The following is a 16,350-nucleotide window of genomic DNA, read 5'->3' as shown; positions in this document are numbered from 1 at the left end:
GGTCACTTTTTAATCGAACGACTCACGACGAGACCCCATGGCCACTCCCAGCGCTAGCTCTTATAACGCCGACGCCATCGAAGTCCTCTCGGGCCTCGACCCGGTGCGCAAACGCCCCGGCATGTACACCGACACCAGTCGGCCGAACCACCTTGCCCAGGAAGTCATCGACAACAGCGTCGACGAAGCCTTGGCCGGGCACGCCAAGTCGGTGCATGTCATTCTTCACGCAGACCACTCCCTGGAAGTGTCCGACGATGGTCGCGGCATGCCGGTGGACATCCACCCGGAAGAAGGTGTGCCGGGCGTCGAGCTGATCCTCACCAAGCTGCACGCCGGCGGCAAGTTCTCCAACAAGAACTACCAGTTTTCCGGTGGCTTGCACGGTGTGGGGATTTCCGTGGTCAACGCCCTGTCCACGCTGGTACGGGTGAAGGTCAAGCGCGACGGCAACGAGTATCAGATGACCTTCGCCGATGGCTACAAGGCCACCGACCTGGAAGTGATCGGCACCGTCGGCAAGCGCAATACCGGCACCAGCGTTTACTTCGCGCCAGACCCGAAATACTTCGATTCACCCAAATTCTCCATCAGCCGCCTCAAGCACGTGCTCAAGGCCAAGGCTGTACTGTGCCCCGGCCTGTTGGTGACCTTTGAAGACAAAGGCACCGGCGAAAAGGTCGAGTGGCACTACGAAGACGGCCTGCGCTCGTACCTGGAAGACTCCGTCAGCGAGTTCGAGCGCCTGCCCAACGAGCCGTTCTGCGGCAGCTTGGCCGGTAATAAAGAAGCCGTGGACTGGGCACTGCTGTGGTTGCCCGAAGGCGGCGACAGCGTGCAGGAAAGCTACGTCAACCTGATCCCGACGGCCCAGGGCGGCACCCACGTCAACGGTTTGCGCCAAGGCCTGCTGGACGCCATGCGCGAATTCTGCGAATACCGCAGCCTGCTGCCGCGTGGCGTGAAGCTGGCGCCGGAAGACGTGTGGGAGCGCATCGCGTTCGTGCTGTCCATGAAGATGCAGGAACCGCAGTTCTCCGGCCAGACCAAGGAGCGCCTGTCTTCCCGCGAGGCGGCGGCGTTTGTCTCCGGCGTGGTCAAGGATGCCTTCAGCCTGTGGCTCAACGAGCACCCCGAACTGGGCCTGGCCCTGGCGGAACTGGCGATCAACAACGCCGGCCGTCGCCTCAAGGCCAGCAAGAAGGTCGAGCGCAAGCGCATCACCCAGGGCCCGGCGCTGCCTGGCAAACTGGCCGATTGCGCCGGGCAGGACCCGATGCGCTCCGAGCTGTTCCTGGTAGAAGGTGACTCCGCCGGCGGTTCCGCCAAGCAAGCACGGGACAAGGAGTTCCAGGCGATCCTGCCGTTGCGCGGCAAGATCCTCAACACCTGGGAAGTCGACGGCAGCGAAGTCCTGGCCAGCCAGGAAGTGCACAACATCGCCGTGGCCATTGGCGTTGACCCAGGCGCGGCGGACATGAGCCAGCTGCGCTACGGCAAGATCTGCATCCTCGCCGACGCCGACTCCGACGGCCTGCACATCGCCACGCTGTTGTGCGCGCTGTTCGTCCAGCACTTCCGCCCGCTGGTGGATGCCGGCCACGTCTACGTCGCCATGCCGCCGCTGTACCGTATCGACTTGGGCAAAGAGATTTTCTACGCCCTGGACGAAGCCGAGCGCGATGGCATTCTCGACCGCCTGGTGGCCGAGAAGAAACGTGGCAAGCCGCAGGTCACGCGATTCAAAGGCCTGGGTGAAATGAACCCGCCGCAACTGCGCGAAACCACCATGGACCCGAACACGCGGCGCCTGGTGCAGTTGACGCTGGGCGAAGACTTCGCCGAAACCTCGGAGATGATGGACATGCTGCTGGCGAAGAAACGCGCGCCGGACCGCAAGTCCTGGCTGGAATCCAAAGGCAACCTGGCCGAGGTTCTGGGCTGATGCGTACAGGTTTCGCCCTGGCGATCCTGATGTTGAGCGGGTGGGTGACCACCGAAGTGGTCGCTGCACCCGTGGCTGAGCTAAAACTGGTGTCCGAGCACCCGGTAGACGGCATGCGCGGCGGTAACCTGTCGGGCCTGGCGTTGTGCGGTAAGGAATTGTGGACGGTCTCCGACCGTGATGACGACCAGATCTACCGCCTGGATATCAGTGCGCCGACCTGGCAAGCCGAAGCGGTGCAGATCGAGGTACCGCCGGTGCCTGAGTCGGGGCTGCCATGGGGGTTGCGTTCGCGCACCAAGGCGGCCTCGTTCATTCGCGGTGGCGACCTGGATTTTGAAGGTATCACCTGCGATGCCGCTGGTAATCGCTACATTGTCAGCGAAGCCCACGCGGCGGTGCTGCAAGTGCCGGTCACGGGCGCGCCTGAGTGGCTGAAGATCGCGCCGGGCATGGTGCGTGAAGCGCGGGCCAGCGGCATGCTGCTGCACTTCAATGCTTTATTTGAAGGCTTGGCGATCAACCCGGAAGGCAATCAGATCTGGCTCGCGGCCGAGCGTGAACGACGCGGGCTGATTTCGATCAAGCGTCCGCAAAGCCTGTGGGACTGTGACGGCCCCTGCGTGTTGCTGAGTGAAGCGGGCCAGGAAATGCAGCCGGCCAAGTTCACCAGTGCCAAGGCCGTGTCCAAGGATTTCGCCGACCTGGCGCTGTTCAACGGCAAGCTGTTCACCCTGGAGCGCAACGCGTTCCAGATTTGCCGGCGTGATGCGGTCACCGCCAAGGTCGAGCTGTGCTGGTCGTTTGCCGATGAGACGCTGACGCCCGAACGGCGGTACCCCCAGCCGTATGGCCTGGCTGAAGCCCTGGTGGTGGACGCCGACGGGGCCTGGCTGGGCATCGACAACAATTTCGGCCCGCGTGCCGATGGTGAAAAGCGTCCGGTGGTCTATCGTTTCGCCGCCCCGGCCGGTGGCTGGAGCGCCCAGCCATGAGCCACCCCTTTTTTGAATTGACCCGGTGCAACGGCAGTTCCGTTGCGCCTTACCCGACAATGATGAGGCCCGCATGAGTGACATCCTCGCAGACAGCTTAGATGGCGTAGAACGCCGGTCGCTGGCTGACTTCACCGAAAATGCCTACCTCAACTACTCCATGTACGTGATCATGGACCGTGCCTTGCCGCATATCGGCGACGGCCTGAAGCCCGTACAACGGCGCATCATCTACGCCATGAGTGAGTTGGGCCTGGACGCCGATTCCAAGCACAAGAAGTCGGCGCGTACCGTCGGTGACGTGCTCGGTAAATTCCACCCCCACGGCGACTCGGCGTGCTACGAAGCCATGGTGCTGATGGCCCAGCCGTTCAGCTACCGCTACACGCTGGTGGATGGCCAGGGTAACTGGGGTGCGCCGGATGATCCCAAGTCTTTCGCCGCCATGCGTTACACCGAAGCCCGCCTGTCGCGGTATTCGGAAGTGCTGCTCAGCGAACTGGGCCAAGGCACCGCGAACTGGGGGCCGAACTTTGACGGCACCCTCGACGAGCCCCTGGTGTTGCCGGCACGTTTGCCGAATATCCTGCTCAATGGCACCACCGGTATCGCGGTCGGCATGGCCACCGACGTACCGCCGCACAACCTGCGGGAAGTGGCGAGCGCCTGCGTACGCTTGCTGGATGAGCCAAAAGCCACGGTCGAACAGCTTTGCGAGCATATCCAGGGCCCGGATTACCCGACCGAAGCGGAAATCATCACGCCGCGTGCCGACCTGCTGAAGATGTACGAAACCGGCAAGGGCTCGGTGCGCATGCGTGCCGTGTACCACATCGAAGACGGCGACATTATTGTCACCGCGCTGCCGCACCAGGTGTCCGGCGCCAAAGTGCTGGAGCAGATCGCTGCACTGATGCAGGCCAAACCGTCGAAACTGCCGCAGGTCGCCGACCTGCGTGACGAGTCCGATCACGAAAACCCATGCCGCATCGTGATCATCCCGACCAACAGCCGGGTCGACCACGAAGTGCTGATGCAGCATCTGTTTGCCAGCACCGATCTGGAGTCCAGCTACCGGGTCAACGTCAACATCATCGGCCTGGATGGCAAGCCGCAACTGAAAAACCTGCGCAACCTGCTGGTGGAGTGGCTGGAGTTCCGCGTGCAGACCGTGCGTCGCCGCCTGCAATTCCGCCTCGACAAGGTCGAGCGCCGCCTGCACCTGTTGGACGGCTTGCTGATCGCCTACCTCAACCTGGATGAAGTGATCCACATCATCCGTACCGCCGAGCACCCGAAAGCCGAGCTGATCGCGCGTTTCGAGCTGAGCGAGATCCAGGCCGATTACATCCTCGACACCCGCTTGCGCCAGTTGGCACGACTGGAAGAAATGAAGCTGCGCGACGAACAGGACGCGCTGCTCAAGGAACAAGCCAAGCTGCAAGCCCTGCTGGGCAGCGAAGCCAAGCTCAAGAAGCTGGTGCGCAGCGAACTGATCAAAGATGCCGAAACGTATGGCGACGACCGCCGTTCGCCTATCGTCGAGCGTGCCGAAGCTAAAGCGCTGACAGAAACAGAGCTGCTGCCTAACGAGAAAATTACCGTCGTTCTGTCGGAAAAGGGTTGGGTTCGCTCCGCCAAAGGGCATGATATTGACGCCACTGGTTTGTCATACAAGGCTGGCGATGGGTTCAAGACCGCCGCGGCCGGGCGTTCCAACCAGTTTGCGGTGTTCATCGACTCCACCGGGCGCAGCTATTCGGTACCAGCCCACACCTTGCCCTCCGCGCGAGGGCAGGGCGAGCCGTTGACCGGGCGCCTGACACCGCCGCCAGGGGCGAATTTCGAGTGCGTGCTGCTGCCGGACGACGATGCGCTGTACGTGATTGCGTCCGACGCGGGTTACGGTTTCGTGGTCAAGGGTGAAGACCTGCAGGCCAAGAACAAGGCGGGCAAGGCCCTGCTGAGCTTGCCGAACAACGCCAAGGTGATCCTGCCGCGGCCGGTGGACGACCGTGAGAGCAACTGGCTGGCGTCGGTGACCACCGAAGGGCGTCTGCTGGTATTCAAGATCAGCGACCTGCCGCAGTTGGGCAAAGGTAAAGGCAACAAGATCATCGGTATTCCCGGCGAGCGCGTGGCCAGTCGCGAAGAGTACGTGACCGACATCGCGGTGATCCCGGAAGGTGCGACGTTAGTGCTGCAAGCCGGTAAGCGCACCCTGTCGTTGCGCCCTGACGACCTTGAACATTACAAGGGCGAACGTGGCCGGCGTGGTAACAAACTGCCTCGAGGCTTCCAGCGTGTGGACGCTTTGCTGGTTGAAACGCCTGTTTAAGGCGAATTAGAGCCCTCGATCTACGATTTAACCCGTAGATCGACGCTTTGGCGCTGGAGTCATGGCGCATATTCACGGATGATATGGCCTTTCCAGCGCCGGCGTGGCCGAGCGTGTTTAGGTTATTTTTAAGTATTACATTGTGGTTCGCCTTGTGGCAGCCACCTGGATGGGATGATGACTGCTCCACGCCTTCCTTTTATTTTCATGCTCGCTGGCCTTTTGGGGCTGGCGGGTTGCAGCACACATCAACCGGTGTCGCTGTATCAGCTGGACAGCGGAAGTCCGGCTCAGCCAGCACAGACCGCCGGCATGGCCGTCTTGTTGGGCCCGGTGGTCGTCGCTGACTACCTGCAACGCGAAACGCTGCTGCAACGTCAGAACGACGGCAGCCTGCAAGGTTCCACCGATGGTCGCTGGGCGGGCAGCTTGTCCTCGGACATCAACCAGTTGATGCTGCGCCAGGTCGCGGGTCAGTTGGACAGCCAGCGTGTGGTGCTCGCGCCCGCACCTACGGGGTTCACCCCGGATGTGCAGGTGTTGCTGACCATTACCCGGCTCGACTCCGGTACCTCGCAACCGGCGATCCTCGATGCGCAATGGCGCTTGATCGATCGTCGTGGCCAGGTGCGCGATAACCGTATCGTACACCTGCAGGAAGAACATACCGGTACCACCGCGTCCCAGGTCCAGGCCCAGGGCGTGTTGTTGCAGCATCTGGCGCAGCAGTTGTCGGTGGCGCTCAAGCCATTGGCCAACCAGCCGCCGATTGCCGAAGTGCCGCGCAAGCAAAGTGCCCCGGCACAGGCCAAGCCCGCAGAGCCGCAGAAACCGAAGATGCCGATGGCCACGCCGATCCGCACGGATATGGAAGTGTTCAGGTTCTGACCTGAATCGCAGATACAAAAAAGGCCCGCTGACTCAGCGGGCCTTTTTGTTGGCTGTAAACCCGATCCCTGTGTAGGAGCCGGCTTGCCGGCGATGAGGTCGTCGAGGCCGGTGGTGATGGTGAGATGGCCATCGCCGGCAAGCCGGCTCCTACATAAGATCAGGGCTTGCGGGTCTCGTGCATCCGCGCCAACTGCCGTTCCAGCATCGACGGATACGGCTCCATCAACCGCTCTACGCAACTGGCGCCTTCAGGGCTGGCAATCGGGCGGATACGCGCGCGTTGGCGGATCAGCGTGTCTTCGCTGATCTTGCGCTCCACCAGCAGCAGGTTGCGGCTATGTTGGGACAAGGCCAGGGCATCCTGGGCGATCTCGGTGAGCAGCAGGTCGATCTGGCTCATGCCGAACAGGTCGTCGCCGACTGTCAGGCCCAGCTGCAATTGCAGGGTGATGCCGCTGTCCGCCACTTCGATCTGCAACTCATGACCCAGGGCGCGCAGCAGTTCGCCGCAACAGATCGCGTTGGTCAGGTAGTCTTCGCCGCTGTCTTCGCTGTGGAACAGCATCAGCGTGCTGCCGTCGTTCAGCGTGTGCAGTTCGCTCTGGTACAGCGAGGCGGCCTGGTCGAGGCAGTCACGATAGCGTTCCAGTAACTCGGTCAGGCGTGCGCGCGGCAGGCGGCGCAGTTGTTCCTGGGCGCCCAGTTGTACGGCCAGTACGGCGCTGAACTGGGGTTCGGCGTTCTTCACCGGCACCGGCTTCGGTGCGACGGCCGGGGCGCTGGCCGAGGTGTCGCGCAGGTCGGCGAACGGGTCTTCGTCGTCCAGTTCGTCCTCATCGGCTTTGAACGCCTGGCGAGTGGCAGGCTTCAGGCCCGCCACCGGAGCGTCCCGCACTTCAAACTCGGGCTCGTCGTCGTAGTCGGTTTCGTCGAACTCGGGCTCGGGTTCCACTTCGCGCACAACGGGTTCAGGGGCGAAACTGGCGTGAAGCTGGCGCGCGAGGTCGCCGATCTCATCCTGGCGGTCGGTGGCCGGGGTGTGCTCGTCAATGTCCCGCAGCCAGATGCGCAGTTGCATCAAGGGCGTGGAGATATGCCGGCCCAGGCGCAAGCTCAGGGCCAGGGCCAAGGCCAGCAGGATCGCGCTGAGGATGCCCATGCTTTGCAGGCTGATGGTCATCGGCTGCTGGAACTGCTGCATGTCCAGGCTGATGCGCAGTTGGCCGGCCTTCACATCCTGAAACGTAATGTTGCTCTGATAGAGGCCTTCGGCTTCACCCAACAGGCCGTTTTTCGGGCGCTGCCCGGCCTCGGCCATGATCCGGTTGTCCACGCTGTAGATGGCGGCGTGGGCCACCAGCGGGTTCTTGGTCAGGTTGTTGAGCAGCACGTTGAGGCTGAGGATGTCGTTGGACACCAGCAGCTCAGTCGCCGAGGTGGCAGTCTGAGTGGTCAAGCTCTCGCCCAGGGCGTCGGCTTGCTCGTGCATGGCCTGCTTGAACTGCAAACCCATCACGCAGGCGTAGATCACCAGGGCCAGGGCGACCAGGATCACGTTATGGCTGGCGATGCGTAATGCGATCGGTACACGGCGGTGGCGCAGTGCCCGGAAGATCAGCAGGAAGAAGTTATCGGTTTTTACTGGCGTGGGCCGGTTCACTTGCGCTCGGCTCTTGGTCCGTGAAGTTGACGCGCAGTATAGCGACAGCCCTAGGACCGGCAAAGCGCTGGCTGTGCCCGATGGTCACTGAAAGTGGGTAGAATGCGGTTTTTTTCCAGCCTGGGGGTGCGCCTTGCGCGAAATTGTCCTGATTAACATCACTGGGGAAGACCGCCCAGGTCTTACCGCTGCCATTACCGGTGTGCTGGCCCAGGGTGGTGTGAACATTCTCGACATCGGCCAGGCGGTGATCCACGACACCCTGTCGTTCGGCATCCTGGTCGAGATCCCGAGCACTGAACAGGCGTCTTCGGTACTCAAGGACATCCTGTTTACGGCGTACAAGCTGGATCAGCAGGTGCGTTTCACGCCCGTGTCCGAAGAGGACTACCAGCAATGGGTCGCCGGCCAGGGCAAGAAGCGCCACATCGTGACGCTGCTGACCCGCAAGGTCACCGCCGAGCAGTTGCAGCGCGTCAGCTCGATCACCGCTCAATATGGCCTGAATATCGACCATATCGACCGCCTGTCGGGTCGCATGCCACTGGACACCCCGGCCGACAAGGGCAAGGGCTGCATCGAGTTTTCCGTGCGCGGTGAGCCGGCCGACCCGCAAGCCTTGCGCGCCGAGTTCCTCAGCGTGGCCCAGGAGTTGAACGTCGATATCGCCTTCCAAGAGGATTCGCTGTTCCGTCGCAACCGTCGCCTGGCGGTGTTCGATATGGATTCGACGCTGATCGAAGCCGAAGTCATCGATGAACTGGCCAAGGCCGCCGGCGTGGGCGAGCAGGTTTCCGCGATCACTGAGCGCGCCATGGCGGGTGAACTGGATTTTCGCGCGAGCTTCAAAGAGCGCCTGGCGCTGCTCAAGGGCCTGGACGTGAGCGTGCTGGACGCCATCGGTGCCTCCCTGCGCCTGACCGAAGGCGCCGAAACCCTGTTCGCCGAACTCAAGCGCCTGGGCTACAAGACCGCCATCCTGTCGGGCGGCTTCACTTACTTCGCCAAGCAATTGCAGGCCAAGCTGGGCATCGACTATGTATTCGCCAACGAACTGGAAGTGGTGGATGGCAAGGTGACCGGCGTGGCCGTGGAGCCGATTGTCGACGCACAGCGCAAGGCGGACCTGCTGAAGGAATTGGCCCACAAGGAAGGGTTGCGCCTGGAGCAGACCATTGCGGTCGGCGACGGTGCGAATGACTTGCCGATGCTGGCGATTGCCGGGTTGGGTGTGGCGTTCCGTGCCAAGCCGTTGGTGAAGCAGTCGGCCAAGCAGGCGATTTCGACGTTGGGGCTGGATGGCGTGTTGTATTTGCTGGGCTTTCGCGACCGCGACGGTCAGCTCTAACGGCCTGCAACACCCCTGTAGGAGCCGGCTTGCCGGCGATGGCGATTTCAAGATCGCCATCGCCGGCAAGCCGGCTCCTACAGGGACTTGTGTCAGGCTTTAGGAGTGGCGATACCCTGGCCCATCTGTACTGGCGAACCTGCTACCAATTCTTCTGCCCATTTCACCTGGCCCGACCCGAACAGCACGATGGCCGTGGAACCCAGCTTGAAGCGACCCAGCTCCGCACCTTTCTCCAGGTGAATCGGCGCACGTGCGGCCTCGTCGTAGCGGAAGGTTTTCAGCTCGCGCTTCGGCGGCGTCACCAACCCGGCCCATACGGTTTCAATCGACGCCACGATCATCGCGCCCACCAATACTACAGCCATCGGGCCGCGTTCGGTGTCGAACAGGCAGACAACACGCTCGTTACGCGCAAACAGTTCCGGCACGTTTTCAGCCGTGGTCTGGTTGACCGAGAAGATGCGGCCCGGCACGTAGACCATCTCGCGCAGGGTGCCGGCCAACGGCATATGCACGCGGTGGTAGTCCTTGGGCGACAAGTAAATGGTGGCGAAATCGCCGCCCATGAACGGCGCAGCGACGGCCGCATCACCACCCAGCAGTTCCAGCACGCTGAAGCTGTGGCCCTTGGCCTGGAACACCCGACCATGTTCGATCGGGCCAAGCTGGCTGACCGCGCCATCGGCAGGGCTGAGCACCGCGCCTGGGGTTTGATCCAGCGGGCGGGCACCGTCTTTCAGCGCACGGGTGAAGAAGGCGTTGAAATGCTCGTACGCGGTCACGTCCTCAACCAGGGCCTGGGACATGTCCACTTGATAGCGCTTGGCGAACCACGTGGTGAAGGCATTCTTGAACCAGCGCACGCGGCACTCGGCAATGCAACCGGCCAGGCGCGACAGCAAATGGTGCGGCAGCACGTACTGGCTGAGGATAAACAACTGCTTTTTCATAACTGTCCTTAAACCTTAAATCTCGACGGGGGTGTCGGGGTGGTTGCCCCATTCGCCCCAGGAACCGGCATAACCTTTGACTCGCGGATAACCGAGCGCCTTGGCCACCAGGTAGGTGAAGCCAGAGCGGTGGTGAGTCTGGCAGTGGGTGATGATTTCTTTGTCTTTGGTCAACCCGAGGTCTTCGAGGATCTGTGGCATGTCGCGACGGATGCGCAGGTTGCGCGCCTTGTCCATGCCCGCAGTCCATTCGAAGTTCACTGCGCCGGGGATGTGCCCGCCTTTGGCCGCGAGCACCTTTTCGCCGGAATACTCCAGCGGGCCGCGTGCGTCCCAGATGCCCAGGTCGGCCGCGCCGAGACGGCTTTGCAGGTATTCACGGGTGGCGGTGGGGCCGTCGTGCAGCGTGAGGCTGACCGGGCCGCCGACTGGCGCGGGCACGTCGGTGGAGACTGGGTGTTTTTCTTCCAGCCAGACCAGCAGGCCGCCGTCGAGGTAGTGGTATTTCTGGTGGCCGATCACGTCGAGCATCCAGATGAAGCGCCCGGCCCAGCCGCCACCTTCATCGTCGTAGACCACGTAGGTGGCATCTGGGGTGTGGCCCAGTTCGCCGAACAGTTTTTCCAGGTCAGCCTTGCCGGGCAGCAGGCCGGGAGCCGGCGGCTGGCCCAGTTGGGTGCGCTTGGGGTCAACGAAATGCGCGCCGGGGATATGCCCTTCGGCGTAGCGGGCGGCGCTGGTGAGGTCCACCAGAATCAGGTGTTCGGCATCAAGGCGACCGAGCAGGTCGCTGGATTCGATCACCAGCGGCAAGCCAGAGAAGTCAGGCATGTGAGGTCTCCTGGGCACAAATGTTGGCGATAAAAGAGGGCGATTGTAGCGCAAGCATCAGGCGCTGCGGTTGGTAAAGCTGTGCAGGGCTTTCTCGATGCATTGGGCGGTTTTGCCGAAGGCCTGCACGGTGGTTTCCGAGAACGGCCCGCCGCCCTGGTCGGCCACCATCAGCATCACCACCTTGCCGTTACAACTCAGGGAACGCAGCAGCAGGTGTTCGCCGGTGAACAGGCGGCGCAGGATCGGCGGCAGCAGCGCCGAGAATTGGGCGTGGTTGTCCGGCGTGAGGCGTACCTGGGCGGATTTCTCCAGCAGGCGCTGCAGCAATGTGCTGTTGACCACGTCCAGGCTCAGGTTGGCGGCGTCCTTCGGCAGGCCATCGACCTGATGCACACGCAAGGTGCTCAGTGCGCGATCGGCCATCAACAGCATGACCCGCTGCATGCCGCTGGCGACCAAGGCTTCCTTGGCGCAGGTGGTCAGGTGCATGGCGTTGGCAAAGCGGCTCGGCTCCACCAGCAGTTCGGTGCAGCGCTTGCGCCACACCGCCAGGGCTTCGGCGGTGGGCGGCGGCGCGGGCAACAGGCCGCGATGAATCTTCTGCACATGCCATGGCCAGATCAGTGACAACGCCGGGTGCCAGAGGTCGGGCATCAAGGTGGTACGGGCGCTGGTGACGGCTTGTTGGTGGACCTGTTGCTGCACCTCGCCCAAGGGCTGTTGCAGGTACAGCGCAGTCAGCAATTGCCAGCGTTCGGTGTGCGGGCAGGTCCACGACTCTTGCGCCGACATCGCCAGGCCGTTGGCCAGCAACACGGTATTGGCCGGCTGGTTGAGCCAGCGGCGCAGATTGGGTTCGGCATCGAGCAATTGCTGGTGGCGCAGCGGGTCGTCTTCACGGGCGATATGCAGCGCCTTGACCAGCAGGCGCTGCTCGCTCATCAGCAGCTTATAGCCCTGGGATACCCAGATCGGCAGGTGCCAGGCTTCCGTCAGGCCGACGCACAGGTCCAGCAGGCGCACACCGAACAGTTCCTGCTCGACCTCGCGGGCCGATTGACCTTTGTGGATAACCCTCAGCTCCCATTCTTCCAGGAGCTTGGGGTAGGCGACCGCCATTGGCCACAGCGGTGACAGAAACAGCAGGCTGCCCCAGTGGATGTCCTGCCACAGCCGCGCCAGGCGGCTGCCGAACAAGCCGTTGGCTTGCTGCGAAGCGTGCTGGCTGACCAGCAACAGTTGGCGCAACGCCACCGGGATTTCATTGGCCGGCACCGAGGGCAAGCGCGCCAGCAGTTCCTCGGCGCGCTTGAGGCCCAGGCGGTTGAGCGCCACTTCGAGGTTTTCCGCCGGTTCCGCCAGGCTGCCATGGGTGTGGCTGTTGGCCTCGCGCATCACGCTGAGCACGAGGGCTGGGCTGTTTTGCATCAGCTCGGCAATATCTCGCAACGAACTGCGGTTGTCGCGGATGCCTTTGCACACACGGTCGTGACTGGCCTGGGGCACAGGCAGCAGCACATCGTCCAGGCGCTTGATCCAAGCGGCGAGAGAGTTGGGTTTTGCAGTTGGGACTGTCGTTTCATTAGCCATGATTGGGGCGCGATCATCACTTGCGGTCTACACGCCCGGAGCGGGCCGAACTGGCTTTTCGCCTTAACGGCCTATAGTCTGGCGCAGTTTTGCCGATAAGTAGAACAAGAGTTTTCTGCTACACCCAATATGTCCATGAACCCGACGGCGCAAGTACTCATCTCCTATGGCTAAAATTATCGGCATCATCGTCGTCATCGCAAGCGTGCTCGGCGGGTACGTCCTCTCCCACGGTAAGATTGCCGCGCTGATCCAGCCTTTCGAAGTGCTGATTATCGGCGGTGCCGCGTTTGGCGCATTCTTGCAGGCCAACCCCGGCTACATGACCCTGCACGTGGTCAAGAAGTCGCTGGGCATGTTCGGTTCGCGCTTCACCCACACCTTCTATCTTGAGGTGCTGGGCCTGGTCTACGAGATCCTCAACAAGAGCCGCCGCGAAGGCATGATGGCCATCGAGGCCGACATCGAAGACGCCGCCGCCAGCCCGATCTTCGCCAAATACCCGGCCGTGCTCAAAGACGAGCGCATGACCGCCTACATCTGCGATTACCTGCGCATCATGTCCTCCGGCAACATGGCGCCCCATGAGCTGGAAGGCCTGTTCGACATGGAGCTGTTCAGCCTTAAAGAAGAGCTGGAGCACCCATCCCATGCCGTGACCGGTATCGCTGACGGCATGCCCGGTTTCGGTATTGTTGCTGCGGTACTCGGTATCGTGGTGACCATGGCGTCCCTGGGCGAAGGTGACCAGAAGGCTATCGGCATGCACGTTGGCGCGGCCCTGGTCGGTACGTTCTTCGGTATTCTCGCGGCCTACGGTTTCTTCGGCCCACTGGCGACCTCCCTGGCCCACGATGCCAAGGAAGAGGTCAACCTCTACGAAGCGATCAAGGCGTGCCTGGTGGCTTCGGCGTCGGGCATGCCGCCGTCGCTGGCCGTGGAGTTCGGTCGCAAGGTGCTGTACCCGAAGCATCGCCCAAGTTTCGCCGAGCTGGAACAAGCGGTTCGCGGTCGCTAAGCCATGGAAAACAACCAGCCGATAATCATCAAGCGCGTCAAGCGCTTCGCTGCGGGGCACCATGGCGGCGCCTGGAAAATCGCCTTCGCCGACTTTGCGACGGCGATGATGGCGTTCTTTCTGGTGCTGTGGTTGATGTCCACCGCCACGCCCGAACAGAAGATCGCCATTGCCGGTTACTTCAAGGACCCGATCGGGTTTTCCGAGAGCGGTACGCCCTTTGTGATCGACCTGGGTGGCTCGCCGCAACTGGCGCCTGAGCGCACCATCAACCCGGAAATCAAGACCGATTCGCCTCAGGAGAAAATCCCGATCGAGCGCGATACCGTCGAGGCCATGGCCGAGCAGGTCGAGCAAGAGCGTCTTGAACTGTTGCTGCAAGAACTGCAGACCAAGGTTGAAGAAAACCCGCAACTGCTGAAGTTCAAGGACCAGATTTCGTTCGAGATCACCCCGGACGGCTTGCGCATCCAGATCACCGATGCGGCCAACCGACCGATGTTCGACTCGGGCAGTGCGCGCTTGAAGCCGTACTTCGAAGACATCCTGCTGGCCATGGCCGACACCATCAAGGCGGTGCCGAACAAGATCAGCATCAGCGGCCACACTGACGCCAAGCCGTATGCGGGGCAGGGCGACTTCGGCAACTGGGAACTCTCGGCCAACCGTGCCAACGCTGCACGTCGTGCGCTGGTGGCCGGCAGCTACCCGGACCCGCAGGTGGCGCGCGTGGTGGGTTTTGCGTCTTCGCAGTTGTTTGATTCCAAGGATCCGTTCAACCCGGTCAACCGCCGCATCGATATCGTGGTGCTGACCAAAAAGGCCCAGCGTGCGATCGAAGGTGACCAGCCGCCAGCACCGCAACCTACCCAAGGTGCAGGTGCGCCGGGTGAAGTGCCGGCTGATCCGAACGCTATTCCGCCAGGGCAGGAACCGTTGCCGGCGCATGAACTGCGTCAGAAGCTGAACCTGTTTGATGATGGTGGGGTGAAGGATCCTACGGCGCCTGCGACAGGTTCCTAAGTACGCGTGCCCTTTGTGGTGTTAGCAGTTCAGTAACTGCTCTCCGGCAAGCTCGCAATAATCGACCGGTAGCTGTTCATCCGCTGCTGCTGCACGCGGCCATCTTCCAGTGCCTTGAGCAATGCACAGCCAGGTTCGCGGTCGTGCTTGCAGTCGCGGAAGCGGCAGGTGCCGATCAGGTCGTTGAATTCGATGAAGCCCGCTTCCACGTCGCTGCGGCTGACGTGGCCGAGGCCGAACTCGCGGATACCCGGGGAGTCGATCAGCTCACCGCCGCCGGGGAAGTGGAACAGCCGCGCGGTCGTCGTAGTGTGAGTGCCCTGGCCGGACAGTTCTGACAGCGGGCCCACGCGGGTGTCGACTTCCGGCAACAGGCTGTTGACCAGCGAGGATTTACCCACGCCCGACTGGCCGACAAACACGCTGATGCGTCCGTCCAACTGCTGTTGCAGCTGTTCCATGCCATTGCCGTGATGCGCCGAGACTTCCAGCACCGGGTAACCCAGGGTTCGGTACACCGCCAGCAACGCGTTGAGCGCCGGGGCGTTCTGTTCGTCAATCAGGTCGAATTTGTTCAGCAGCAACAGCGGGCGGATGCCGGCATGCTCGGCCGCCACCAGGTAGCGGTCGATGAGGTTGGCATGGGGTTCAGGCAACGGCGCGAAGACGATGACGATCATGTCGACGTTGGCCGCCACGGGCTTGAGCTGGCCACGGCTATCGGGGCGACGCAGTTCGGTGGTGCGCGGCAACTGGGCGACGATCACGCCGATGCCTTGGTTGCCGGCACGCCACACCACCTGGTCGCCGGTGACCAGCGCAGGCAGGTTGGCGCGCAAGTGGCAACGGAACACTTGGCCGGCGAGTTCGCCTTCCAGCGCCTCGACTTCGACCTGCACACCAAAGTGTGCGATCACCAGGCCCGTTTGTTCAGGGCCCAGGTCGCCGCCTTCGAGGGCTTCCACGGCGGAGGATTCACGTTTGGCGGCGCGAGCGGCGCGTTCACCCTGAATCTTTTCGATGCGCCAGTTTTGGCGACGGTTGAGCTGGCGTTTGGCCATTGGTGTTCCGTGTCGATAATGCAAAGGTTAGGTAAAACGGTCGCGAGTCTAGCACGCCCCTGCCTGCTAAACTGCGCAGCTAAGCCAAGGTGCCAAGAGAATCAAGCCATGCAAAACCCACAGAACCTGATTTGGATCGATCTGGAAATGACCGGTCTGAATCCCGACACCGACGTCATCATCGAGATGGCGACCATTGTCACCGACAGCAACCTCAACACCTTGGCCGAAGGTCCGGTGATTGCCATCCACCACAGTGACGCCGTCCTCGCCACCATGGACGAGTGGAACACCCGCACCCACGGTAACTCCGGCCTGACTCAGCGCGTGCGCGACAGCCGCATCAGCATGGCCGAGGCCGAAGCCGAAACCATCGCTTTCCTGGAAAAATGGGTGCCCAAGGGCAAGTCGCCGATCTGCGGCAACAGCATCTGCCAGGATCGTCGCTTCCTTTATACGCACATGAAGGCGCTGGAAAGCTACTTCCACTACCGCAACCTGGATGTGTCCACCCTTAAAGAGCTGGCCGCGCGCTGGGCGCCGGAAGTCAAAGACAGCTTCCATAAAGGCAGCACGCACCTGGCGCTGGATGATATTCGCGAGTCGATCGCCGAGCTGCAGCATTACCGCAAGCACTTCATCAAGGCTTGATGACCTTCACCCTGTAGCCCGGCTTGCCGGCGATGGCGATCTT

General features: G+C 62.2%; 13 protein-coding genes. 8 read left to right on the top strand and 5 right to left on the bottom strand.

Annotation, left to right across the window (positions count from 1 at the left end; genetic code table 11):
- The first annotated feature begins 37 nt into the window (after positions 1-37).
- From parE to BM70_RS0122370, 4 genes are all read left to right on the top strand, one after another.
- Entirely contained in the window at positions 38-1,945 is a 1,908-nt protein-coding gene (parE, locus tag BM70_RS0122385; protein ID WP_025858085.1) for a DNA topoisomerase IV subunit B, read from the top strand.
- A complete protein-coding gene (locus tag BM70_RS0122380; protein WP_025858084.1) occupies positions 1,945-2,940 on the top strand; it encodes an esterase-like activity of phytase family protein in 996 nt (331 codons plus the stop codon). The genes parE and BM70_RS0122380 overlap by 1 nt, the downstream gene beginning before the upstream one ends.
- 73 nt (positions 2,941-3,013) lie before the next feature.
- Positions 3,014-5,278, top strand: coding sequence for a DNA topoisomerase IV subunit A (parC, locus tag BM70_RS0122375; RefSeq protein ID WP_025858083.1), 2,265 nt, complete (start codon positions 3,014-3,016; stop codon positions 5,276-5,278).
- Between the two features lie 177 nt (positions 5,279-5,455).
- Positions 5,456-6,166: a membrane integrity-associated transporter subunit PqiC gene (locus tag BM70_RS0122370; protein WP_025858082.1), complete on the top strand. Its 711-nt coding sequence runs from the start codon at positions 5,456-5,458 to the stop codon at positions 6,164-6,166.
- Positions 6,167-6,326: 160 nt separating this feature from the next.
- Here BM70_RS0122370 and BM70_RS0122365 read toward each other — a convergent pair whose 3' ends face one another.
- Positions 6,327-7,829, bottom strand: a complete 1,503-nt coding sequence (locus BM70_RS0122365) for an AhpA/YtjB family protein (protein ID WP_025858081.1) — start codon at positions 7,827-7,829, stop codon at positions 6,327-6,329.
- A gap of 133 nt (positions 7,830-7,962) precedes the next feature.
- On the opposite strand from BM70_RS0122365, the gene serB reads away from it, so the two are divergent.
- Positions 7,963-9,177 (top strand): phosphoserine phosphatase SerB, encoded by a 1,215-nt coding sequence (serB, locus tag BM70_RS0122360; RefSeq protein ID WP_025858080.1) that lies wholly within the window; start codon positions 7,963-7,965, stop codon positions 9,175-9,177.
- Between the two features lie 92 nt (positions 9,178-9,269).
- Here the strand turns inward: serB and asd are convergent, their stop codons facing one another.
- From asd to BM70_RS0122345, 3 genes are read right to left on the bottom strand one after another with little or no spacing between them, the layout of a single operon-like run.
- A complete protein-coding gene (asd, locus tag BM70_RS0122355) occupies positions 9,270-10,130 on the bottom strand; it encodes an archaetidylserine decarboxylase (protein WP_025858079.1) in 861 nt (286 codons plus the stop codon).
- A 15-nt stretch (positions 10,131-10,145) separates the two neighbouring features.
- Positions 10,146-10,961, bottom strand: coding sequence for a rhodanese-like domain-containing protein (locus BM70_RS0122350; RefSeq protein ID WP_025858078.1), 816 nt, complete (start codon positions 10,959-10,961; stop codon positions 10,146-10,148).
- A gap of 57 nt (positions 10,962-11,018) precedes the next feature.
- Positions 11,019-12,554, bottom strand: coding sequence for an HDOD domain-containing protein (locus BM70_RS0122345; protein WP_025858077.1), 1,536 nt, complete (start codon positions 12,552-12,554; stop codon positions 11,019-11,021).
- 166 nt (positions 12,555-12,720) lie between these two features.
- Between BM70_RS0122345 and motA the strand changes: the two genes are divergently transcribed.
- Entirely contained in the window at positions 12,721-13,572 is an 852-nt protein-coding gene (gene motA, locus BM70_RS0122340; RefSeq protein WP_025858076.1) for a flagellar motor stator protein MotA, read from the top strand.
- Between the two features lie 3 nt (positions 13,573-13,575).
- Positions 13,576-14,595, top strand: a complete 1,020-nt coding sequence (gene motB / locus BM70_RS0122335; RefSeq protein ID WP_025858075.1) for a flagellar motor protein MotB — start codon at positions 13,576-13,578, stop codon at positions 14,593-14,595.
- 29 nt (positions 14,596-14,624) lie between these two features.
- Here motB and rsgA read toward each other — a convergent pair whose 3' ends face one another.
- Entirely contained in the window at positions 14,625-15,656 is a 1,032-nt protein-coding gene (gene rsgA, locus BM70_RS0122330; protein WP_025858074.1) for a small ribosomal subunit biogenesis GTPase RsgA, read from the bottom strand.
- 108 nt (positions 15,657-15,764) lie between these two features.
- Between rsgA and orn the strand changes: the two genes are divergently transcribed.
- The gene (gene orn / locus BM70_RS0122325; protein WP_010213620.1) at positions 15,765-16,307 is read left to right on the top strand and encodes an oligoribonuclease; all 543 of its coding nucleotides are present in this window, start codon (positions 15,765-15,767) and stop codon (positions 16,305-16,307) included.
- Positions 16,308-16,350 lie beyond the last annotated feature (43 nt).

This window comes from Pseudomonas sp. CHM02, from assembly GCF_000612585.1.
GTDB lineage: Bacteria > Pseudomonadota > Gammaproteobacteria > Pseudomonadales > Pseudomonadaceae > Aquipseudomonas.
This window is presented reverse-complemented; position numbering and strand designations above follow the sequence as displayed.